The following is a 24,354-nucleotide window of genomic DNA, read 5'->3' as shown; positions in this document are numbered from 1 at the left end:
AAATGTACCAGAAGCCTACACCATAGTTGTACCCAACTTGGTGTAGGTAGTTCACGATGGCTATAACTGGTTTAAGTGTTAGATATATAATACAATGTAATAATAGTTACTAATTTATTAAATTAATACATACTAATATTTAATCAAGCCTCTCTCAAAGGCATAGTTGAAATTTCATCAAAAGTTTGACAAGAAAAATAACGTGACAAATAACAGACAATTGATGAACATCTGCCAATACTAAGTATGGTTCAACAGCTATTATTTAATAAATAGCTTTCTTCCGATAGATGACAATAAGCATGCCTAAGATATAAGCATGAAAAAAGAGGGAGATGACATTAGACACCGACATCTAAAATAAATAAAGTCTGATGAAAAGAAGACGGTCAAATAATAATCAAAAGCTTATCAATTTAAAATAGAAGCTCTAGGTAAAAAAATAAACACAATGGACAAATTTTCTAGGAATAAATTAAAAACTCACTTATTGCTACCACTTATAGGAGTAGGAGTGGCATTTTTGACCGGCTGCTCAACAGGCTCATCCAGAAACGAGCAAGCTTCACAGGAAACTGCGACTGCTACTGCTCAAACAGTCCAAGAGTCAGTTCCGACAAATAACCGTCCTTTGGCACCGACTCCCGATGATACCAATTTTGTGGTTGCCGTTGTCAATAAGGTAGAACCTGCAGTAGTGCAAATTAATACTTCCAGAACTGTCAGAAGGCAAGTCCCAGAAATATTTAACGATCCATTCTATCGGCGGTTTTTTGGTCAACAGGTACCAGTACAGCCTCAACAGCGAGTTGAGCGCGGTGTGGGGTCTGGTTTTGTAATTAATTCTAATGGTCAGATTCTCACAAATGCTCACGTCGTTAACAATGCTGATACAGTGACGGTTTCGTTTTCCGATGGTCGCACTGTTCAAGGAAAAGTCTTGGGACAAGACACTGTGACTGATATTGCGGTTGTGCAAGTTCCAGGAAATAACCTACCAACTGTAGAACTGGCAAAATCTGAGCAGGTTCAGCCAGGACAGTGGGCGATCGCCATTGGTAATCCTTTAGGTTTGCAAGAAACGGTAACAGTAGGCGTTGTGAGTGCAACTGATCGTTCGATTAGTGATATCGGTTTATCTGATAACAGCGTTGGCTTTATTCAAACTGATGCAGCCATTAATCCTGGAAACTCTGGCGGACCACTGCTAAATGCTCGCGGTCAAGTTATTGGGGTCAACACAGCGATTATCCAAGGTGCTCAAGGGATAGGCTTTGCGATTCCCATCGATACAGCTCAACGAATTGCCCAGCAATTAATTACTCAGGGCAAAGTTGAACATCCCTTCATAGGAATTCAGATGGTATCCCTCACGCCTGAAATTAAGCAACGGATTAACAGTCTTGCTAACAGTAACGTCCGTGTGCAGGCAGACAGAGGTATTCTAATTGTCCGCGTTGTTCCTGGTTCTCCGGCTGACACAGCCGGACTACGTCCAGGAGATGTCATTCAACAAATCAACAATCAACCTGTCACCACAGGCGATGCCGTGCAGCAGTTCATTGAGAAAAGCGGGGTAGGTGCAAATGTGCAAATGCAACTCCAACGCAATGATAAAACTTTGCAAGTCACAGTACAACCTGGACCGCGGCCAGCAACTACACAGTAGTTTTCAAAACTTATACTTTAGCCTCATTATCTTCAACAGTGGTATGAGGCAAACCATTGTCCACAATTTCTTGTGTATCTTGTTTGTGACTGTCTTTTTTATCTCCCCACCAGTTATTGAGGACATCCTTGACCAAAGCTTCTTTGATCCAAATTTGCAACACAATCACTAAGGGAATAGCAAGGAATAGTCCTAAAAATCCAAAAAATGAGGAGAAAACGACCACTGCTAACAAGGTCACCGCTGGCAGCAAAGAGACCTGAGACCTCATAACTAAAGGTACAACAATCAGGCTTTCAACCTGCTGAATTCCAAAGTACAACGCTACTACTGCGGCTGCTTTCCAAGGTGCATCAACCAATGCCAGCAGTAGGGGTGGAATTAAACTCAATGTAGGACCGACATTGGGGATAAATTCTAATAATCCTGCTAAAACAGCATTGACTAGTGGCAGTCGTACCCCCAAAATTAACAATCCAACATAACTTAAGCAGCCAATGAGCAACATAGTCAAGAGTGTGCCTTTTATCCAACCTACTAAAGAGGTTTCACACTTAGACAGAATTTCATCAACTCGCCGACGGTAAAACGCAGGAAATAGCAGTGTAAACCCCCGTCGATATGGCGAGGGGTCTATTAATAGCATGATGGTTAAAACCAAGAACAGCAAAAAGGTAACAACAATATTCAGTGACCTACTGATGATGGCGAAAAAGTTATTAACTAACCCACTTAACCAACTTTGCAAACCTTGAGTCAAAGTCCTTAAACCACGGATATTTTCTAACCATTGCTCTGGAATCGCATTTTGTAGCCAGTTATTCCACGAGCGCATTCGTTCTAATGTCTGAGGCGCAAAGTCGCTAAATTGTTGCAATTGGTCAACAATTTGCGGCACAATCAATGCCAAAAATCCTACTACAATAGTTAGTACAAGAACAACTGAGATGCCAACAGCAACACCTCGCTTGATGCGATATCTTTGTAAAAATTGCACAACCTGGTTTAAGACTGTTGCCAAAACGACAGCTGCAAACACCACTAAAACGATTTGCCGGATTTGCCACAAAATGTAAACAGATGTGACAAGGACAAATATGCCGATCCATTGACCGAATCGCACAACTGTGCCTCCATATTTTTGCTATTTCCAGCAATTGTGCTGAATATTTATGCTTTTAAACTATCTCTTGTCTTCCTCTTTATAAAAGCCACTAAAAGGCTGATTTTAGAAGAGAAGAAATTTATACATCTTTAGATAGATGAAAATTTTGCAGTTTTTTTAAGCTCAAAACAATGGAAAACAACCGTCCCAGCAACACAATCATTAACGTTTTTTTATTAGTTGTAGCAATTCTAGCTATATACCTCCTAGGCACGTTCATCTTTTCGGCATTTCAACATAGAAACCAAGACACGAATGAAAAGATTTCCACGCATACAGTGCAGCAGGATATGAACTTGTTAGCATTTCTTCATCATTAAAGTGGCAAATAAATAGTGAAACAAGCTCCTTCACCAAACTGACTCGTAGCAGTGATGTTACCTCCGTGAGCTTCAATGATACGCTTTGCGATCGCCAAGCCTAACCCAACTCCTGGACCTTTGCGCGAGCGATCGGCGGTGTAGAATTGCTCAAAAATATGCGGGAGGTGGCTCTGTTTGATTCCTTGTCCTTGATCTCGAATGGTGACAACTGCCTGTTTACCTTGTTTGTACCCTGTAATGAGTATTTGAGAATTTGGGGTTGAGTGCTTAATGGCGTTATCCACTACATTGAGCAAAGCTTGCAGAAGTCGTTCTGAGTCGCCCTGTATTTGCAACTCAGCCACGTTCACCTGCGCTGAAATTCGCGAATTTTGCATTCGCGATTCTACAGCTCTGACAGCACGGCTGATCAAGCTATTAAGTTGTACATTCTGCTTTTCCAGGAGTGTCACTCCAGCTTCCAACCTTCCTAAATCCAGCAAATCATTAATTAACCGCGATAGCCGTTTGGTTTCGTCTTCGACATTTTGAAAAAAGCGATGTCTGACGACAAGCCGCTCCGCGTCTACGCTCACTTTCGGATCGCTAGCAGCACCGTTACGAAGAGCTTCAACTGTTACAAAGACATTACTGATTGGTGTGCGCAGTTCATGAGATACGTTTGCCAAAAAAGCCCTTCGTTCCTGATCCAGCGAAGCCAAGCGTTCGCTCATGCGGTTGAGTTCAAGTGCTAACTGATCCAGTTCGTTGCTCTGACGGATCTCAAGCTTATCCCCAAAATGCCCGCTTCCCAGCCGAATAGCAAAGTTCTTCATTGTCTGAATTGGACGGGATATGCCACGCGCCAGCCACTCACTAATCAAAGCGCACAGAAGAAGCGTCAAAAGCAGCGTTCCCAGTACAGTCCAGAGGATGGTAGAAAATTGCCTTTGATACTGTTGCAGGGTGACAGACATCCGCAACGCACCCAACAACCGACCATTACGCACAATTGGTCTAGCGATATATAGTCTGTCATCATTGGTCAAAACACCTTTTGCCATCCCCTGTTCTTCTCGATTTTTGATTGCAACGCTGACGCCAGCCACTTCCAACCAGTTCGTCACTTGTCGGTCTTCCTGAGGGCTAGATGTGGCGATGAGTTGACCATTTGTATTAAAAACTCGTATTGTAATGGTTTCTGCTGCACCATAGCGCATGACTAATATCTGCGCTCGTTTTAGGTCATCTTTTTCCAACGCGTCAGCAACACTCTCACCAATAGCAGTACTCCAATTCTGCAAATCTGCCTGTCTCGTTCTTGTGAAGTAAGCATGGAACGACCAGAGAATGTATCCTGCCATGAGCGAGGTTCCCAAGGCTGTCAGCAGCAGGTAAGTCGCCAACAGTTTGGTGTGAATAGAATTCCTTTTGAAGTGCGGTATCCAACCCATTATTAATTATGATTGCTTTTGGGAGGGACGACGCAACACTGCCTTGATGCGTGCCAAAAGTTCACGAGTGTTGAAGGGTTTCGTCACATAATCATCAGCACCTGCTTCTAAACCCCAAATTTTATCGGAGTCTTGGTCTTTAGCAGTCAGCATCACAATTGGTACATCTCTTGAAAGCTCGAATCCGCCAACAAACTTCCATACCATCGACTTCTGGTAGCATCAAGTCTAGTAGAATTACGTCTGGCACCTGCTTGTGGAACTGTTTAATAGCACTGTGACCATCTGCTGCTGTTGTTACGGTATAGCCTTCTTTTTGTAATGTATAGGAAAGGCTTTCGCGCAAAGGCTCTTCATCATCGAAAACTCCTGGGTCTGAAACCCCGTCCTTCGTTTGACGGCTTTATATTTTTGAACCATTACCGCCTTGGGGTTACTTAATACCGTGTACTTTTGCGTTGTACTTTCGTTCGGGCAATTGCGAACTAATATCTTTCACCCTGTACGCATAACGGTTTTGCTCCGTAGAGCCTTCCCAAAAGGGAGTGATGTTAGCCTAGACAATGTTATTGGTCGGTACTATATCGAAGACACTGGCTTAACCCTGTACACCTGTTTAATCCTCGATTTCTAGAGCTACAGACTGGCTGCGCATCCGTAGGTAGGAACTTAAACACTTACCAATAACGTAGTACTCAAGGTACTTACTCGGGTCAACTAATCCTAAAGGTTTGAGGCGCTTAAGCCCCTCGCCTTTAGGTAGGGGTGTTGACCTACCAGTAAGACGTGGGGCATCTCTGATTTACTGCTACTTCTGTTAATTATTTTTGCATACTGTGTGATTTCGCACTTCTTTCTAAAGAAACAAAATTTTGACTTTTCTTTTGACTTTTTACGAATAAAGTACCCAGAACTCAAAACACAGGAATCAGAATAGGTATAAAAGTTTTGAGTTCTGGGTTAAGGTTTAACAGTTACCAGTTATCAGTTATCAGTTATCAGTTATCAGTTATCAGTTTCATCCTTTGCATGTTTAAGTCCCCCACCAATTGGACCGAAAGCGTTGGTGGCGGGTTTAAATCCCCCACCAGCCCGAGAAAGCGTCACTGGTCACTGTTCACTGTTTTAAAGTCTCGCTCGAAATTCGGGGTTCAAACTCCACACCACTTGCGGTGTGGAGTCTATTCTGGGTTCTTTTGTTCTGTATTCTGGCTCCTTTTACTTTTAAGTTTTGACTTGTCAAGTTGCTTTCTGAGGGCGCTATTTTGTCTGAATTTTCTTTAAATCCCAAGTGTAACAACCAATTTTGTGCGGGACTCTAGAGAATCTTCCTATCCGATGACCTCTAGAAAGTTCATTATGCACCGCAGTTTTTATCTCTCTTAGTTGTTCAGCATTGAGTTCGCCATAAAGTCCAGTGATCACCTCAGCGACACTGAAGATTTTCCCTGAATTTCTTTGCAACAGTATGCAAATGGCATCAATCAAAAACTTACCTTCAAATTCAGGTAGCATCGGTACCCTTTTTGCCTTGGAAAGCAGGAAGGGTTTCTTCCTTTTAGGTTTGATACTGTTGGATTTGACCTTACCATTTGGTGGTGTTACTAAATTTAAATCCAGGGTGTAACAACCAGGTTCATCGGGAAAGGCTGCCCAGTAACCCTTTTCTTTGCCGTGTGTCAGGGAAGATTGCACGCGACTTTTGACAACTTTGAACACGCTAGGTTCTAAATCGCCAAAAAGTGAGCGCACAATGAAATCTATATGACAAACAGTCCCGATATGGTCTCGCAATATTTTTTCAATTGCTTGCATTCGAGTGAGAACTTGGTACTCGGGCAGCATTGGAACGTCCGTTCCAAGAATAGAGTTATCGTTGTTCTGTGTTTGTGTTTCCTGTTGTTGGGATAAAGCAGGTGCTGTAACGACTGTGTCTTCTGCGTCGGATGACTCTTCATCGACATCTATCTGTTGCTCGTCCTCAACAGCGAGTTCAGATTCGATCTTGTCTTGTTCAACATCATCGACATCTATCTGTTGCTCGTCCTCAACAGCGAGTTCAGATTCGATCTTGTCTTGTTCAACATCATCGACATCTATCTGTTGCTCGTCCTCAACAGCGAGTTCAGATTCGATCTTGTCTTCAACATCATCGACATCTATCTGTTGCTCGTCCTCAAGAGTGAGTTCAGGTTCGATCTTGTCTTGTTCAACATCATCGACATCTATCTGTTGCTCGTCCTCAAGAGCGAGTTCAGATTCGATCTTGTCTTGTTCAACATCATCGACATCTGTCTGTTGCTCGTCCTCGTCTGCGAGTTCAGGTTCGATAGCTTCTTGTTGGTCAACATTGGAAATCCTATCGAGCTGTTTTCGTGACAGGGAGTCGTGTTGGACAGGAGTGGGTGCAAAAGAGAACGTCTCAACGACAGCCGTGAGGTTGTCGCGTTTATTTACAGCAGACCAATTGGATAACAAAGCTTCTACATGAACAAGCTGCGATCGCGCTGTTTGCCATAAACGCTCATACTCACAAGCAAGAGCAGCATAGTAGTCTCTTAATTCCAACAGTGGCTCCAGCAAGGTTTGCGGCGGTGGCTCTAATTCCTTAATCATAGTCATATACCTTCAATTCAACCCAAATCGGTTTTACTTCTGTAGGTCATTGGTCTAGGCTTAGCTTTTTTAGGCTTCATTAACGATTTTTTAGATGGTTGAGGAGGACGACATTTTTCGCAATACAAGGGTCGAGGTCCGTAAGTTTCGCGCTTCGTAGGAATACCACATTCCTTACAGACAAAGTTGAAAACCCGCGTTTGAATCAGTCGTTTATGCGCTCTAACAGTGTATTCTCTAACAGAGACTAATTTACTTGCCATAATCAAGATTGGTGAATTTCTGTCCTAATCAATATAGCTATTTCAGCAGAGGTATTTGCATAAATATGACGCAAATAGCACGTTTTTGCCAATCATTCACGCGAGCTAAGCTTTTTGTGCTTTCTTGAGGCAAAACTTCCATTTCGTCAAGTGGGAAAGGCTTTCTCGTCGCTTGTGGAGACGAGGAATGGGTTTGTGAAAAACCCTCAAACACCCTTCAACTATGACAATATTCCTCACAAAGAGCGCTAGTGTTGTCACTCTAGCACAGCATCTAGCATTGACTCTGCCAATATGAGGCAAAGTCCAGATCTGTCTTTTCGGATAACGCCAGCCTTGGTGCAAGATTGCTTTGAAGAGTTCTTTGAGGGACTCTGATGGAGTGTAGAAATCAATACTACTAAGTAACACAGGACTTTAACTACAAAGATGCAAATTTATCTCTTATTTCAATTAAAGCATTGCTCATTGCCAGTTGGTTGCTTGAATGTCGAGTATCTAGAACAAAAAATAAATTCCACATTTGATCTGTTAACCTTAAATGCTACTGTTGGTGCAGATTTTAGACGACGTTAATGCACCATTAGCCATGTGCCCTGATTTGTGCTGTGTATTTAAACCTGTAAAGGTTTGCATACATTGTTGTCAGACTTTTGGCAGATGTTTACTTTTATCATCAGCCATATGGGCACAAAGCATTATACGGGAGTCGTGCTGCCTTTGCCGGATAATTGTGGAGATAAACTAATGAGTTTACATGGCGGCACAAACCAAGCCCAGTTTTTTAGGTGTCTCATCCCACTCGTACACCCAGCCCTCAGCAGAATTATAGCCCTACGGCATTCACGTTTGCAGAATTTATCGCAATAAAGAACCTCAATCACTGGCAAATTCATTTAAGAAAAAACGAAAATTATATGTTGATTTTAAATAAATATCACTTTTTGAGGAAGTTAATTGAGCCTATAAGCAAAAAAATAAAAGTGTTTTCCATAACCCTCTCTCTTCCTGGGAAAATTCGTTGAAAACTAAAAAACTCCCATTAACAAAAGTAGACATTTGCTATAAACTAGCAATCACCGAACGAGTAAGCAATGCCACGACCGATCAAGGAGGCAGCACAGAAACTGGGTCTGCAGATTTTTTGAACTCTAAGGCAACATAAACCAAATTTGTGGGAAGACTCAGATCTTGCACCTCCCCGTACAAACCCAGGGAATGTAAAAAGATACGCAATAAGGCTACCTGATTTTTGTTATCTTTTATCGCTAAATTAAGGGTTTTAGTTTAATACTGAGTTATTCAGTTACATCAAATTTCCTTGGTGCAAGATGTGAGAAGACAAAGATGAGCCTACGTAAGGAAAGATTGCACAGCCAGTAAACAATCGTTGATGGTTTGTTAATCCACGCACGCGTATTAGGACAGTCAGTTCCAGATGATCCGTGGTGATTCTAGTGCATGGAATCGTGGTTTCCAGTCCCTACATGACTCCGACTGCTAAGTTACAAAAAAGGCATCAGGCATACTGCGGGGTGCAGCGATGTTGGAAGTATTCATAAAAAATGCGCGTTGTGGGTATAAGGAACACGCTTGTTAAAAAGATTTGTGTCTGAACGCTATGGGAGGGAACACAAAGCCTCCGCAGCCTAAGGAACACGTTTTTAAACGTGTTCCTTAGGCTCACGCTGCCTTCTTCATGAATGGCAGACAAGCGGGATGGAAGGATGTCAAAAAGTCTCACTACTGAAAATACTGCAGCGGTTTGCGGTGCTCATATACTGAGAAAACCTAAGATTCAAACTAGATTGCTAGAATTAAAGTCGTAAATAGCACAATCCATTAGTATTAATCCTGACAGGGTGCTGCGACAATGAGCGCGGATTACGTTTGCAAACATTGCTAATGTGATTATTAAGCAGAACGTATGGTAGCATATCATCATCCTGGTAACAAAGTACACGTGACAGAATCACGCACTCGCGCCCTCCGGTGTAAATTGTGTGCTTCTAGCTCCGCCATTACCCTCAGTAATCCGTCATGAGAATATGACTAGGTTATTTGGGAAAAGCACGATTAAGAAAAAGCTCGGGAATATGCTAAGTGAATTAGCTATTCATCCAGGTATCGATACTTCGTATACGATGCTGAACTTCTGGCGGTTCAAGCTAAAAACATACGAAACCCACAGCGTCACCCGTTAGAACTCCATGGACACAATCCGGGGGTTCGCTTCAAAATCCTACACAAACAAAACTGCTGAATTTGGAATTGGTCGTGCAACAGGAAGACAAGTCAGAAACCTCTAATCGCATTTACCAGTCAGCTTTGAATCAAAGTGGAGTGACTCCAGAATTAACACATTTACGGCTTTTTAACCGCAGCACGATTAAATTATTCAAATTAGATGAAAAAGCCAGTCGCCCAGACATTTTGCTAGAACAGGTTCTGTCATGGACAGGTGGTCAGCCGTTTCTTACTCAAAAGCTTTGTCAATTGCTTGCTGAGTTTGAAGCTTTGATTGGTGCTGGTGAGGAAGCAGCAACAGTGCAGCAGATCGTGCAAACTCGCTTGATTAGTCATTGGGAAACTCAAGCCGCATCTGAGCATTTGAAAGCGATACGTTTCGGTCTTGTAAGAAATAAGCAATGTGATTCCCTATCGCTGCTGCAGCTGTACCAGCAAATCTTGTATCTGGGAGAAGTTCCAACTGACGGAAGTCCCGTACAAGCAGAACTGCTAAATTTGGGATTGGTCGTACAACAGGAAGATAAATTAAAAGTCTCTAACCGCATTTACCAATTTGTTTTTAATCAAAGTTGGATTGACCAAGAGTTAGCACGTTTACGACCTTTATTTAAATTAGATGAAAAAGCCAGTCGCCCAAACGTTTTGCTAGAAGAGGTTCTGTCATGGACAGGTGGTCAGCCGTTTCTCACCCAAAAACTTTATCAATTGCTTGCTGAGTTTGAAGCTTTGATTGGTGCTGGTGAGGAAGCAGCAACAGTGCAGCAGATCGTGCAAACTCGCTTAATTAATCATTGGGAAACTCAAGCTGCATCTGAGCATTTGAAAGCGATACGTTTCGGTCTTGTAAGAAATAAGCAGTGCGAACCCTCATCGCTGCTGCGACTGTACCAGCAAATTTTGTATCTAGGAGAAGTTCCAACTGATGGTACTCCAGTACAAGCAGAACTCGTGAATTTGGGATTGATTATACAACAAAAAGATAAGTTAAAAGTCTCTAACCGCATTTACCAATCTGTTTTTAATCAAAGTTGGATTGACCAAGAGTTAGCACGTTTACGACCTTTTACCCACAGCACGATTAAATCATTCAAATTAGATGAAAAAGCTAGTCGTCCGGATATTTTACTAGAAGAGGTCCTGTCATGGACAGGTGGTCAGCCGTTTCTCACCCAAAAGCTTTGTCAATTGCTTGCGGAATTTGAAGGTTTCATTGGTGCAGGTGAGGAAGCAGCAAGAGTGCAGCAGCTCGTGCAAAGCTTGATTAGTCATTGGGAAACTCAAGCCGCATCTGAGCATTTGAAGTCAATACGTTTCGGTCTTGTGAGAAATAAGCAGTGCGATCGCTCATCGCTGCTGCGGCTGTATCAGCAAATTTTGGTTCAGAAAGAAGTTCCAGCTGACAAGAGCCCGGTACAAGCAGAACTGGTGAATTTGGGATTGGTTGTACAACAGGAAGATAAGTTAAAAATCTCTAATCGTATTTACGAATCTGTTTTTCATTTGAATTGGGTGACTCAAGAATTAGAGAAAAGCCTTGAATCATCACCACAAAAAACCAGAAGTACTCAAAGTAAAGCAGTTCCAGAAAGTGCTTCCTTTGAGGGAACAAACACTATTTCCAATCCTAGAAACCCAGTTTTTCAACGGATTTGGGTTTTACTAGGAATAGTCGGTTTGGTCGTTCTTGGCGTTAATGTCATTCGCTTTAATTTTTTTAGGCAGCCAGAGGTGGAAACTCTTTTTCAACAAGCTAACGAATTATATTACCAAGGAAAATCTAAAGAGGCAATCACGAAATACAACGAGATTTTAAACATCGATAGTAACTACTACCAAGCTTGGACTAACCGAGGCTATGCACTAGGTAGCTTACAAGAATACAACAAGATGGTCGAATCCTGTTCTGCAGCAACTATCATCGAACCGAAGGCGGTGTATGCTTGGAGTTGCAAAGGAGAGGGATTACATAACCTCAAGCAATACGAGCAGGCGATCGCTGCTTTTAATGAAGCCATTGCCCTCGACTCGAAAGACCCTGTTTTCTGGATTAACAAAACTGAATCACTGCTAGCACTCAAGCAAACCGACAAAGCACTTGCAGCCATTGACGAAGCAATTAAACTTTTTGAACAGATTAAAGAAAAAGAAACTAGTAAGCGAAATTTATCGGTTGCTTTTAGCCATAAAGGTAAGGTGTTATCGCAAAAGCAAGAATACGCAGAAGCCCTGAAAGCCTATGACCAAGCATTAGCATACAATCCAAACTATTTTGCTGCTCAACGCGGTCGAGGTATAGCGCTTCAGGGCTTGAGGCGATACGATGAAGCAATTGCTCAATTTAACCAGATGGTGAATGGGTCCAAACTGACACAAGTTCAAAAAGCTGAAACTTGGTACTATCTGGGATTGACGCTGTGCCGAACATCTGAAGTCCAAAAGGGGCTTATCGCCTTTGAAGAAGCGATCAAACTCAAGTCAGATTATCCAGCAGCACAGAAAGCAAAAATTAACTGCACCCCATAATCTCATTAGAAGAACCACCAACGACGAGGTTTAGGTTTGATATCAGAGTAAATTCGACTGACAGTCCTAGCATCAGGAGGTTGTGCTTGCTTAAAATCGCTACCCAGGATTTTGTATAAAGCTTGAGAGGAGTTAACTGTTGAACCCAGGGTAAATAAAACCTGGGCACTCTCATGATCGCAACCGATGCCTCTGCGTTCTACAACGCACACGACAGATTTTGCATTGACTTTGTCATTTGTCAAGTAGTTTGCACGTTCTGTTTTGTAAAGAGTTTGCAAAGTCTTCGCTGTATTCTGGCAGTTCTGCACAGCATCTTTGGGTGAGAAATATTCAGGAAGGAAGCTGAGAATTGTAACATCTTTGCCTTTTCCCTGTTCGGTAACAGTAGCCATCACAGTTGGTATACTGCCGTTGGTGTTGCAGGTAACGTTCGGGGTAGTGGCTGTGGTGGGTTGAGTGAGTGATGCTACAAAGCCTAACGCCAACATCGGAGCTGTCCACGTAGTCGTTGTCCAAAATTGCCTTTTGTTCATGAGTTGACTTCCTGTCTTGACCTGAATTGACGGTTGAATATAGACTCTATAATGTTGTCTTTAGTTGATTTTACTTAGATTTAATATATAAATAGAACTTAGGTAAGTTTAAGTGAAGCTTACCATGATTTTAGAGCAAACAGGGTGCTAAAATTTACCATTTTTTTCGATCAAACAGGGTGCGATCGAATGAGTTTGAGTGTTATTTACTATTCTCCAAGAAAAAAAAGCACAAGTTGAAAGACACTGGCTCCTCTAGCTTTCAACTTCAAGCATCTAGTTGGTGCATATACTTACGGCTGCTTCTTTTGGTTGGATTCTGATACTAAGTCGCAATCAAGTTAATGTAGTGTAAGCGACTGGCTTGTGCGCGAAGGCAAGTGTCTCGTTTGAACGCGGGCTAGATGCCCGTACTACGGTTGTACAGTTTGATGTGCGACTTAGTATGCCTGCATATCCAAAAATAGACCTCACGGCGGATTGACCACTTCCACACATGAAAATATTTCTCCCTCTACTCTCCCCACTATTTTCAAAGGTGATACCAATTCAAAAAATGTTTGCGACAGATAACCGCACCCGCCCTATCGGGCACCCTCCCCTTGGCAAGGGGAGGGTTGGGGAGGGGTCTTATCCATGTGTTGCATTCTTTTTTCAAATTGGTATTACTCTGCGAATTTTAAGTGCTGCCAGTGTTTACCTCTACTGTTTACTAACCAGTAGCTTTGTTCAAGCGCAAATTTCTTCAGATGGAACTGTTCCAACCAATGTCGATCGCTCTGGCAATGTCTTTGAAATTACCGGAGGAACACAAGCTGGTAGCAATTTATTTCACAGCTTTAAGGAATTCTCTATTCCAACTGGCAGCGAAGCTTTTTTTAGAAATACAACAAATCTTAATAATATTAACTACATTATCAACCGGGTCACAGGTGGCTCAATTTCCAATATTGATGGATTAATCAGAGAAAATTACGGTGCCAATTTCATCTTGATTAATCCGAGTGGCATTAATTTTGGTCCCAATGCCCAACTGAATATTGGCGGTTCTTTTTTAGGTAGTACGGCGAGTAGCGTTAAGTTTGCTGATGGTGTGGAATTTAGCGCCACAAATCTTCAAGTTCGCCCTTTGCTGACTATCAGTGTTCCAGTCGGTTTGCAATTTGGGCAGAATCCGGGAACCATTCGGGTACAAGGTACGGGTCAGGGTTTCACTATTGCCGATCCCACCTTCTCGCCTGTAACGAGAAATACCTCAACAGGTCTGCGGGTACAGCCCAATCAAACCTTAGCTTTGGTTGGGGGGAATATTAGCATAGACGGAGGTACTCTCACAGCAGAGGGAGGACGAGTAGAGTTAGGCAGTGTCGCACAAGGGCAAGTCAGTCTCAATCCCACTTCGGGCGGATGGACTTTGGGGTATCAAGGTGCAGTTGGTTTCAAAGATATTGAGATGCGATCGCAGGCTTTAGTAGATGCTAGCGGTAGTGGCGGCTCGATTCAGGTGCAGGGGCAAAACTTCTCAATCAGCGATGGCTCGCTCGTTTTGATTCAAAATCAAGGGTTCCAACCCACAGGCGCAATTCAAGTCAACGCCACAGAGTCTGTAAAAGTGAGCGGAACCAACGCAGATGGAAAAATTCGGAGCAGCTTAACGAATGAAACAGTGGGAGCGGGTAGAGCAGGAGACATTAATATTTCAACCAAGCGCCTAGTCGTGGAGGGAGGAGGAACCGTCTTGGCGAGAACCTTTAGTTCCGGAACAGGGGGCAATCTCAATGCCAATGCCTCTGAATCCATACAAGTCAATGGAGTCAGTGCTGTTAATCCTAGCGTTTCCAGTTTTATTGCAACTGCCACTTTTGGTTCTGGAGATTCAGGTAATAATACAGTGTCAACTGGGCGTTTGACCGTCACTGGAGGAGGAACCATTGTCTCCACCACTTATGGAACAGGTCGCGGAGGAAATCTGAACGTAAATGCCACTGATTCTATAGAAATTACTGGTGTCGAACCTAAGTTTTTTATACCTAGCGGTTTGTTGACTACCACAGTAGTTGCTGGAGATGCTGGTAACCTAACAGTCAGTACACCAAGATTGACTGTTCGGGATGGGGGAAGGGTCGATGCTTCTACCTTTGGAAGTGGTTTAGCTGCCAATGTTATCATCAACGCCCGTGAATTCGTGGAAGTAAAAGGTACAGTCCCAGGAGCAATAAATCCGAGTTTGATTGGCTCCTCTGGCATTTTACCGGATCAAGCCTTACAACAGGCTTTTCGCACGCCTGCAGTGCCAAGTGGGGCAGCACAAAACGTGACAATAAATACAGGTCAGTTGAGGGTCACGGATGGTGGTCAAGTGACTGTGAGGAATCAGGGGTCAGGTAATGCAGGAAACGCCAGGATAAATGCTCGCTCTATTTTACTGGATAACGGCGGTAGTATCACAGCAGCCACCCAATCTGGTGAAGGTGGTAACATCATCCTCGAAACAGGTTCCTTACAAATCCGCCACGGCAGTCAGATATCAGCACAAGCAGGTGGGACTGGTAACGGCGGCAACATCACCATTACTGGCAATAGTCCCGCTGATTCTGTTGTGTTGCTGGAAAATAGCAAAATCACCGCCAATGCTTTCGAGGGGAGAGGAGGAAACATCCAGATCAACACTCAAGGATTATTTGTTTGCCCAGAATGCCAGATTACTGCCACTTCCCAACTGGGATTAGATGGTGCAGTACAATTCATCACACCGGATATTGCAGCCAACCAAGAAGCGATTGATGTGCCACAAGAGATAGTTCAACCTGAAGAAGTCGTGGCGCAGGTGTGTACAGCAAAGAAGGAACAGGATAGGAGTGAGTTTACTATCACTGGGCGCGGGGGATTGCCACCCCGACCCAGCGAACCACTCAGCAGTAAAGCTTTGGTAAGTTTTGAGCCTTCCCCAGCAGAAAATATCTCTCGTTCAATCAGAACTGTTGAGGAACCGGAAACCTCAGAGCTACCGCCTCCAGCCCTAGGCTGGTACGTTAACGCAAAAGGTACCGTTGTTCTCAGTGCTAATGCCCCCATAGTTACCCCCTACGCTTCTGGATTGACCGCATCGTTGTGCCATGCTCATTAAATTGAAATTATGGGGACAAATCAATTCAAAATATGCCCTACGGGCACGCTACGCGAACAAAATTCAAAATTCAAAACTTGGAATATCCCCCCATCTCCCCATCTCCCCATCTCCCCATCTCGCCCTCCTCTTCCTCCCCCTACTCCCCCTACTCCCCCTACTGTCTCACACATCCTCTGCTTGGGCACAATCCATCAACCCCGTTATCCCAATTCCCTCAGAACAACCTCTGCCTATCAATCCTCAGCCTATCAATCCCATTACCCCAATTCCTCCAGAACAACAAGAGCCGACTCCACTCCCGCCACAACAAAAACCACTCCAGCGGCTTCCTACAGGACCTCGTGCTCCTGGAGAAATTCAAAATGTGCCTAGGATAATTCTCGTTGAGAAGTTTGAGTTTGTCGGTAGCACTGTATTTAGCCAGAAAGAGTTAAACCAGGTGACGGCTGACTTCATTGGGCAACCCATTACTTTTGACCAACTTTTGCAAGCGGCTAATAAAGTTACTGAGCTTTATCTTAAAAAGGGCTATATCACCTCAGGTGCCTACATACCCAGTCAAGAAATCCAATCAGGTACCGTCAAAATTCAGGTACTTGAAGGTAGGCTGGAAGAAATTAAGGTGAATATCGCCAAAGGGCGGCTAAATCCAAACTATGTTCGCAGTCGCATTGCTTTAGCTGCGTCAAAACCCCTGAACATCAACCGCCTACAAGAAGCCCTGCAATTGCTGCAACTGAACCCCTTAATTGAAAGCTTAGATGCTGAACTGACAGCTGGAACGAAACCTGGTGCAAATTCCCTAGAGGTGACGGTTAGGGGAGCGAAAACGTTTGTCACCGAATTCAGGATTGATAATAACCGCAACCCTGGCGTTGGCAGTTTTGAACGCGGTGTCGAGATATCGGAAGCTAACCTCCTAGGACTGGGAGATCAGTTGAGTTTTGCCTACATTAATACCGATGGCAGCAATACGTTTGAGGGTAGCTACACCTTACCAATCAATCCCCGTAATGGCACGCTACGCTTTGGTTACCGGATTAGCAACAACAACATCGTTGAACCGCCTTTCAACAATTTGGACATCGAGGTAGACTCTCGCGAGTTTGAACTCACCTTTCGCCAACCAATTATTCAAACAGCCACTCCAGAACGCAGCCAAGAATTTGCCCTGAGTTTCACAGCAGCTAGGCGAGAAAGTGATTCCTCCATTTTCGGAGTTAACTTTCCTTTGTTCCCAGGAGCAGATGTCAATGGAAAAACCCGTATTTCCGAATTGAACTTTGGTCAAGAATGGCTGCAACGAAGCCGTCAAGATGTTTTAGCTGCTCGTTCTGAATTTAGTTTTGGCATCGGTGCCTTTGATGCCACTGTTAACAGCAGCGATCCAGATAGTCAATTTTTCGTTTGGCGGGGGCAAATGCTGTATTTGCGGCGCTTAGGAGAAGCAACAGGTAAGCCTGCCATTGGTCCTAATTTGTTAGTCCGTTCCAACATCCAACTGGCAGGTGATTCTTTACTTTCCCGAGAGCAGTTTAGTTTGGGGGGTCAAGCAAGTGTAAGGGGTTATCGTCAGGATGCTCTGCTCACTGACAATGGTATTTCTGCTTCTGTAGAGGCACGGCTGCCCATTGCCCGAGTACCAGAGGTGGAAGGAACTTTACAGTTTGCACCATTCATTGATTTTGGCATTGGCTGGAACACAAGTGGAAACACTCCAGACCCTAATACCTTAGTGGGTGTAGGATTCGGTTTAATCTGGCAGATGGGGGACAACTTCACGGCTCGCTTAGACTGGGGTATTCCTTTAATAGATATTAATTCGACAAAAAGGACATGGCAAGAAAATGGCGTGTATTTTCAACTGGAGTACAGACCGTTTTGAAACCAGAATGGCAAATGACAGCACTTCTCAATTGCATAGACTACAAACCACATGGTAGGAGGACAGCATTGCTCATTGGTGTCAACTTAAGCCAAAACCCTTTTAACATCTCGTTTCCAGGTAGAACCTGGAAATGCCGTTTAAGCGGCTCTGCCGCAAGTAAGCAAGGCAGAGCCTCCCAATGGTATTCCCAGTCTCTGACTGGGAACAAGGCAATTCTAAAATCTCGTTTCCAGGTAGAACCTGGAAATGCGCTTGGGGCGGCTCTGCGGCAAGTAAGCCAGGTTCTGCCTCCCAATCGTATTCCCCGCCAAAGACTGGGAACAAGGCATCATGTCCTTATGCTTGCCCACAATTCTCGCTTCACCCCACCCCGGTTTTGTCTGACGCCAAAACCTCCCCTCCCCTTACCAAGGGGAGGGGATTAAGGGGAGGGGTAAAATCAACGTGGAATAAAGGTTTGAACGTGATTGTTGACACGTATGAGCAAGGCTAAGTCCCCCTACAATCAACTGATATTTTGCCTAATTAAAAACTACCATAAGAATGATTTTAAACCGAAATTGATATGATTATTAAAAAATACCGTCGTATATTTGTCTTTATCCTTCTAGTCTTGTTTGGACTGGTGTTCACCCTGAGTATTTCAACTTGGTCGAATACAAGCCGCGCAGGAGTCAAGGAGCAAAATTCGGAATATGCCCAAAAAGCACCCTACCCGAAGAAAATTCCCAATTCTTCTAGTCCTGCGCTACAACTGGCACGAGAAGGTCAACAACGCTACAATGCCGGAAAATTCGATGAAGCAGCTAAGTTGTGGGAACAAGCAGCTCAAGCTTATAAGCTCGTGGGCGATCGCGAGGGGATAACCAAGAGCCTGATCAACAAATCCCAAGCTCTTCAAGATTTAGGATTATATCCCAAAGCGTGCAAGACTTTACTCGAAGCTTTTGCCATTAATAACCCAAGCTGTAGTCAAGCAGAAATAGATGGCTTCCTCACAAACTCTCAACAGCGAGATTCTATTTCGCCAACCCAAGCTGTTGGCTTGCGTAGCCTCGGTGAAGTTTTGCGAAGACAGGGATTGTTGAACCAGTCGAAAAAAGTTTTGCAGTTGAGTTTGTCATTCCTGAAACAATCACCAGAGTCAAGTGCTGTTTTGCTGAGTTTAGGCAACACTGAACGCGCTTTAGGAAAGCAAATACGAGACCGTTGGGACTATGAGGTGGTTACTGACATTATAGACCGCAAATCTCAGCAAGCTGCTTTAGCGCCTTACCAACAAGCTTTTAATAACTACGTCGAAGCAGCAACGGTGACATCAGCTTCACCTATTCCTAAAATTCAGGCACAGCTCAATCACTTTAAACTATTACTAGAGATCCAAAAATGGTGGGAAGAGCAAACCAATCGGCGTATCGCTTCTTGGTCTAAGTTTGGAGAATCTCAGTTGATTCAACGGGGAAAGGATTTTTTGTCTCAGTTAGAAGTGAGGTTGAGTCAAGATCGACAAGCTTTGCAAAGTCAAATTGAATCGACTCTTGCCACTCTTTCTCCAAATCGTGCAGCAATCTACGCTCAGATTAACTTTGCTCAAGGTTTAATCCAAAGCAAACAAATAGACAAGGTTGAACCGATTTTGAACGCGGCTCTGCAAGACGCTGTCAGCTTGCAAGACAGGCGAGCACAAACTTATGCTCTGGGTTATCTCGCTAGATTATACCATGAACAGGGGCAGCTAAGTCGGGCAATTGAACTGACTCGGCAAGCTCTTGTTTTAGCTCCAGGACAAAATATCACAGGGGATGCACGGGAAATTAGTTATGTTTGGCAATCTCAGTTAGGCAGTTTACTGAGAGAACAGGGAGATACAAAAGGAGCAATTACTGCTTACACAGCCGCCTTCAACACTCTTCAGTCTCTGCGCAGCGATTTAAACGCAAACAATCGAGATGTCCAATTTGACTTTCTCCAAGAGGTCAAACCTGTCTATCTAGAACTAGCAGATTTGCTTTTGAAATCACAACTGAGTCCAAGTGAGTTAAATGCTCTAGTCGTGTCAAATTCTAGCATTAGGCAGGAACAAGTTGAGGGGAACAAGCCTAAAAGCCGTTTAGAGTTTGCTCGCAGAGTTATCGAGTCTCTACAATTAGCAGAATTAGACAACTTTTTTCAAGACCCCTGTTCAGAGGAAACGGATATTGCGGTGCAGATTGATGATATCGATCCCCAAGCAGCTGTCATCTATCCTATTGTTTTGAAAGAGCGCTTAGAAGTTATTTTGTCCTTGCCAGGAAAACCTTTGCAAGAAGTTGCAATTCCTACCAGTGAAGAACAAGTTAATGACATTCTAGATCGGCTTTATGATAACTTAGATAACGTAACTGTCAATACTTCTGCTCGCAACATTCTATCCACTTCTAACCCAGATCCGCAGGAGTTAAAAGAAAATATCCAGAGACTTTTACCAATTTTTGGACAGGTTTATCAGTGGTTAATCAAACCTTTTGAGACAGAGTTAAATGCTAATAAAATTAAAACTTTAGTCTTTGTACCCAATGGTCAATTGCAGAGAGTGCCAATGGCTGCACTGTACGATGGTCAACAATACCTGATTGAGAAATATAACGTTGCTCTGGTTCCAAGTCTGCAACTTGTAGACTCTAAACTAATTAAGCAGAAACAGCTTAAGGTTTTAGCAGCGGGAGTCAGTGAGCAAATCAAAGTACAAGAAGAGATTTTTCCTGCACTGACTAATGTGCCTAAAGAATTAAATGATATTAAAGAAGCTTTTCCTTCTTCTATGAAGCTTCTTAATCAAGAATTTACGGCAAAAACTATTCAAAACCAGATGCAATTTAATTTTCCTGTTGTCCACTTAGCGACTCATGGGCTTTTCAGTTCTAATCCCGAAAAAAACTTTATTATTACAGGAGATGGAAAAAGTATCAGCATCAATGAGTTAAGTGCTTTATTAAGACAAGCAGAAAACAACTTGGAACTACTCGTGCTGAGTGCTTGCGAAACCGCGACTGGTGATGAACGTGCTGTTTTAGGTTTGGCAGGAGTTGCCGTGCGTTCTGGCGCACGCAGTACTCTCGCGACTCTCTGGCCTGTGGGAGATGCTTCCACGGCTGAAGTGATGAGTAAATTTTACCAAGACTTAAAAAAACCAGGAGAGAAAAAATTAGATGCCCTCAGGATGGCTCAATTGTCTTTGATACAGTCGCTTAAGACAAAGCCCCCATTTGAAGAAATGAGAGCTTTACCCCCTCATCCCTATTACTGGGCATCTTACGTTTTGGTGGGCAATTGGCAGTAGCGAGTAAGTAGTAAGTGGGACAAATTAAATATAAAACCTCACCCTGCCTCCGGCTTCCCTCTCCTTAGCAAGGAGAGGGATTGAGGGTGAGGTCTTATTTTATATTTAATGACACCTGCCCACTTAATAAGCAATTCAAAATTTAAAATTCAGAAAACCAGTTATGTTGACACTCCTCAGCCTAAAGGCATGAGGATTCTTGGGCTGAACTTGCCTTTTTCGGGTTGCCCCTATCATAGGTCTTACAGTTCATAACTTGTCCGTTCGCGTAGCGTGCGCCTAAGCGCATATCACAGTTTTTTAGGCTATGACCCACTTAAGGACAACTCCCCAAGCGTTTACCCATTTCGGGGTACGTTCCCATGTGCCCCATGGTACGCGGATTACTCCAAATTGTTTTTTACTAAATCATTCACTGTTGTCGAACAGCTACTGCCCTGTTTATAGAGTTTTCGGTGCTCTTGCCCTTACTATTTTCCGACCCATCGTGTGGCAAAGCGATCGCATATTTCCTAGCTGAGCCATATTTGTCGGGCACGTATCGGCGGTATCTCAACCTGTAGGCTAATTATATTGTCGCACTTCGATGGCATTTTGTTCCCAATTAAAAAGTCGTCCTTCTAGGACGAGGCTTTAAACCCAGCTTTTCGGTAAGCTGCTATCGCAGAGCTGCCAGCATCTGTTTAGTAAAATCGTGAAATTCCCTAGTTTGATACCAAGCACACGAAAACCAGGTCATTCTTCTGGTGCAATCTCCCCACGCACTCAGACTCAATGGCAGCAAAGAAATCGGCTCCTCCATTTTTTGCAGGTATGTATCCATTTCTTTGAGAACGATCGCTTCAGCTTCCTTCTGGCTGCAACCCTGAGTCAACATCAAAATTAAAAGGCTATTTGGCTTTTGAGCTTGGCGTTCGCGCTCGAAACTGCATATATCATTAGCTAGTCGAATGCTACTGCCACAGGTCAGCATCACTTCATCTATGAGAGTCTCCAGGGTGCTATAGGGAGGCTTAAGGCTAAATTCACAATCAACAGGTTCACCCACCATTGCGAGTAACGAACTCTGGACGAGCGGTGCTGCTATGGATTTTCTACCATTTAGGAGATATTGTTCATAAGTTGGATAATTTCCCGTTTCTTTGAAAGCTTGGCTCCAGTATAATTCTGTGAGCATAGCCTCCAGACCTAACTTAAAATGTTTCGCAAATATACCGTAATAAATCGCAGCTGCTGGGAATTTCTGCAGTTCCCGACAAAATTTTGTCAAAACATTGGCTATCTGCACCCAGGGCTGCGACTCATTAATTGCCGGAAATATCTGAATTAAATCTGGATAATCACGATAAGTTGAGTTGCCACCTGATTGGACGAGCTTTACATATAGCGTTAACATTGCCTCCATTTGTTCAACTGTCAGCCTTATGTTCACAAAACCTTCGGTTATGTCAAGCAAGTCATCCACAGCGCATATGATTAGCGATAGGATAGACGCTTTAACAATCACAGATGGTTTTGCGTAGGGGGCTGTTGCAGTTAGTGCCAAACATACTCCTGCTATCCGTTGCGGTAGAAACGCCGGGAACTGTGCTACCCAATTTTCCACCTCCGGATAGATAGATAGCGCAGTTTGTAGCACATGAGCGCGGTCTACTGTTGGAATACCAGAAAGTTCACTCACTGCAAGTGCATTTTTTAAAGTTTGCTGTTGTTCTAAATCACTCGCCATGTTCTTACAACTCATTCATTTATTAAGTTTTATCTCTCTTTTTTATACGACCTACATCAAACTGGTTCCACAGTCATTGGTAAACCATAGCGCGGGTGAAGAATGATTTTAGGCGACGCCTCGACAGGATGTCCAGGGACGCACCGTAGTCGGTACTTCTGCACCATCATGGCGACAATCAACTGCATTTCTAAAAGGGCGAGGTGTTTGCCGATACAATAGCGCGGTCCACCACCAAACGGAAAGTAGCTGTAAGAGTGTCGCTGTGTAGAGTACTCTGAGGCGAATCGTTCTGGGTCGAAAACTTCCGGTTGATCCCAGAACTCAGGCAGACGATGAGTTAAATATTTGCAGAGCACAACTGTAGTCCCTGCTTTGAGCGGATAACCATCGATAACATCATCCGCTTCGACGACTCGCGCCAAGAACAAGACAGGCGGATAAAGCCGCATAACTTCCTGGATGACCATTTTGGTATACTGTAGTTTAGCGACGTCGGCACAAGTTGGTTGTCGTTTGCCAATGACAGCGTCAATCTCTGCCCGCAGTTTACTCTGCACTTCCGGGTGTTTGTCAAGCAGATACCAGACCCATGTCAGTGCTGTAGACGTAGTCTCGTAGCCAGCCAGAAAAAGTGTGATGCTCTCATCTCGCAGTTGTTGATCGTTCATCCCAGTCTTGCTTTCTTCATCGCGGCTAAATAATAACCGCTCAAATAGGTCGCCGTAGTTCAAACTACTCCAGCGTCTAGCACGAATGATACTGAGAATTGTATCATCCGTGGTTTGGATGGCGTTGCGAAAAGCTCTCTCTCCTGGTATTGGAAATTGCTTCGGGAGGAAGCAAAGGAACATACGACGGCTAGTTTCTCGCACAAGAACCTTTAGCGCCTCGGTCAAAGTTTCAGCTTTAGAGCGGTCGATACTCGAACTGAATATGACCCCTAGGATCACCGTTTGCGTGAGCAGCGCCATTTCATTTTTTATGTCGATTGGTTCACTATTTGCTGTTGTTTCAAAACGTGCAAGCTGCTCGGCAATCAGTTTAACAGAAAGTTCCGTTAAAGCATTAGCTTGATTGGCAGCGAACATTGGCTGCATTAAGCGCCGATTGCGAAACCAACTTTCGCCGTGACTCGTGATCAAACCGTTGCCTACCACTTGCCGTGCTGGCTTCCACATGACCTCACCCTTGCCGAAATTTTGCCAATTATCGTTCAAAACGTACTTAACATGGTCAGGGTGAGTGACTAAATGAGCTTGGATAGGTCCTAATTTCAGTGCAACTATTTCGCCTGGGTGGTCTTTAACCGCTCGTTGAAACAACCGCAGAGGATTTTGCAATAACTCGGGTAAAACACCAACGAAGGGATATCCACGTACAACAGGGCAGGTTTTTGGCGTGGGAGAAGGGTCAAAAGGAGATGGGCGATTGATTTGATGCTCCTGTGCTGTATCTGCGTTTTTTAAAGTTTGCTGTTGTTTAAAATAACCTTCTTTGATTTCCATGT

At 43.7% G+C, this 24,354-nt stretch carries 13 protein-coding genes and 1 pseudogene; 6 read left to right on the top strand and 8 right to left on the bottom strand.

Annotated elements, in window-relative coordinates:
• Positions 1-451: 451 nt before the first annotated feature.
• Positions 452-1,669 carry an HhoA/HhoB/HtrA family serine endopeptidase gene (locus AACT52_RS32675; protein WP_083630687.1) on the top strand — a complete coding sequence of 406 codons (1,218 nt, stop codon included), beginning with the start codon at positions 452-454 and terminating at the stop codon, positions 1,667-1,669.
• Positions 1,670-1,679: 10 nt separating this feature from the next.
• On the opposite strand, the gene AACT52_RS32670 is transcribed toward AACT52_RS32675, so the two are convergent.
• From AACT52_RS32670 to AACT52_RS32650, 5 genes and pseudogenes are all read right to left on the bottom strand, one after another.
• Entirely contained in the window at positions 1,680-2,792 is a 1,113-nt protein-coding gene (locus AACT52_RS32670) for an AI-2E family transporter (protein ID WP_073634771.1), read from the bottom strand.
• Positions 2,793-3,150: 358 nt separating this feature from the next.
• The gene (locus AACT52_RS32665; RefSeq protein ID WP_073634769.1) at positions 3,151-4,590 is read right to left on the bottom strand and encodes a sensor histidine kinase; all 1,440 of its coding nucleotides are present in this window, start codon (positions 4,588-4,590) and stop codon (positions 3,151-3,153) included.
• 6 nt (positions 4,591-4,596) lie between these two features.
• Positions 4,597-4,936: pseudogene (locus AACT52_RS32660) on the bottom strand (response regulator transcription factor).
• Between the two features lie 914 nt (positions 4,937-5,850).
• Positions 5,851-7,206, bottom strand: coding sequence for a hypothetical protein (locus tag AACT52_RS32655; protein WP_073634768.1), 1,356 nt, complete (start codon positions 7,204-7,206; stop codon positions 5,851-5,853).
• 17 nt (positions 7,207-7,223) lie between these two features.
• Entirely contained in the window at positions 7,224-7,469 is a 246-nt protein-coding gene (locus AACT52_RS32650) for a hypothetical protein (RefSeq protein WP_073634767.1), read from the bottom strand.
• A gap of 2,277 nt (positions 7,470-9,746) precedes the next feature.
• Between AACT52_RS32650 and AACT52_RS32645 the strand changes: the two genes are divergently transcribed.
• Entirely contained in the window at positions 9,747-12,242 is a 2,496-nt protein-coding gene (locus AACT52_RS32645; RefSeq protein WP_073634766.1) for a tetratricopeptide repeat protein, read from the top strand.
• A 5-nt stretch (positions 12,243-12,247) separates the two neighbouring features.
• Here AACT52_RS32645 and AACT52_RS32640 read toward each other — a convergent pair whose 3' ends face one another.
• Complete coding sequence (locus tag AACT52_RS32640) at positions 12,248-12,778, bottom strand: COP23 domain-containing protein (RefSeq protein WP_073634765.1); 531 nt, start codon at positions 12,776-12,778, stop codon at positions 12,248-12,250.
• A gap of 556 nt (positions 12,779-13,334) precedes the next feature.
• Here AACT52_RS32640 and AACT52_RS32635 point away from each other — a divergent pair.
• From AACT52_RS32635 to AACT52_RS32620, 4 genes are all read left to right on the top strand, one after another.
• Positions 13,335-15,905, top strand: coding sequence for a beta strand repeat-containing protein (locus tag AACT52_RS32635; RefSeq protein ID WP_083630685.1), 2,571 nt, complete (start codon positions 13,335-13,337; stop codon positions 15,903-15,905).
• Positions 15,895-17,793, top strand: a complete 1,899-nt coding sequence (locus AACT52_RS32630; RefSeq protein WP_083630683.1) for a ShlB/FhaC/HecB family hemolysin secretion/activation protein — start codon at positions 15,895-15,897, stop codon at positions 17,791-17,793. Before AACT52_RS32635 ends, AACT52_RS32630 begins: the two co-directional genes overlap by 11 nt.
• A gap of 14 nt (positions 17,794-17,807) precedes the next feature.
• Complete coding sequence (locus AACT52_RS32625; protein ID WP_158054867.1) at positions 17,808-18,221, top strand: hypothetical protein; 414 nt, start codon at positions 17,808-17,810, stop codon at positions 18,219-18,221.
• 140 nt (positions 18,222-18,361) lie between these two features.
• Positions 18,362-21,115 carry a CHAT domain-containing protein gene (locus AACT52_RS32620; protein WP_073634763.1) on the top strand — a complete coding sequence of 918 codons (2,754 nt, stop codon included), beginning with the start codon at positions 18,362-18,364 and terminating at the stop codon, positions 21,113-21,115.
• Positions 21,116-21,773: 658 nt separating this feature from the next.
• Here AACT52_RS32620 and AACT52_RS32615 read toward each other — a convergent pair.
• Entirely contained in the window at positions 21,774-22,844 is a 1,071-nt protein-coding gene (locus AACT52_RS32615) for a terpene synthase family protein (RefSeq protein ID WP_073634762.1), read from the bottom strand.
• A gap of 56 nt (positions 22,845-22,900) precedes the next feature.
• Positions 22,901-24,352, bottom strand: a complete 1,452-nt coding sequence (locus AACT52_RS32610) for a cytochrome P450 (protein WP_083630678.1) — start codon at positions 24,350-24,352, stop codon at positions 22,901-22,903.
• Positions 24,353-24,354: the final 2 nt, after the last annotated feature.

Source organism: Scytonema sp. HK-05, assembly GCF_963872035.1.
Lineage (GTDB): Bacteria > Cyanobacteriota > Cyanobacteriia > Cyanobacteriales > Nostocaceae > Kalymmatonema.
Note: the sequence above shows the minus strand (reverse complement) of the source record. Positions and strands in the feature narration are given on the sequence as shown.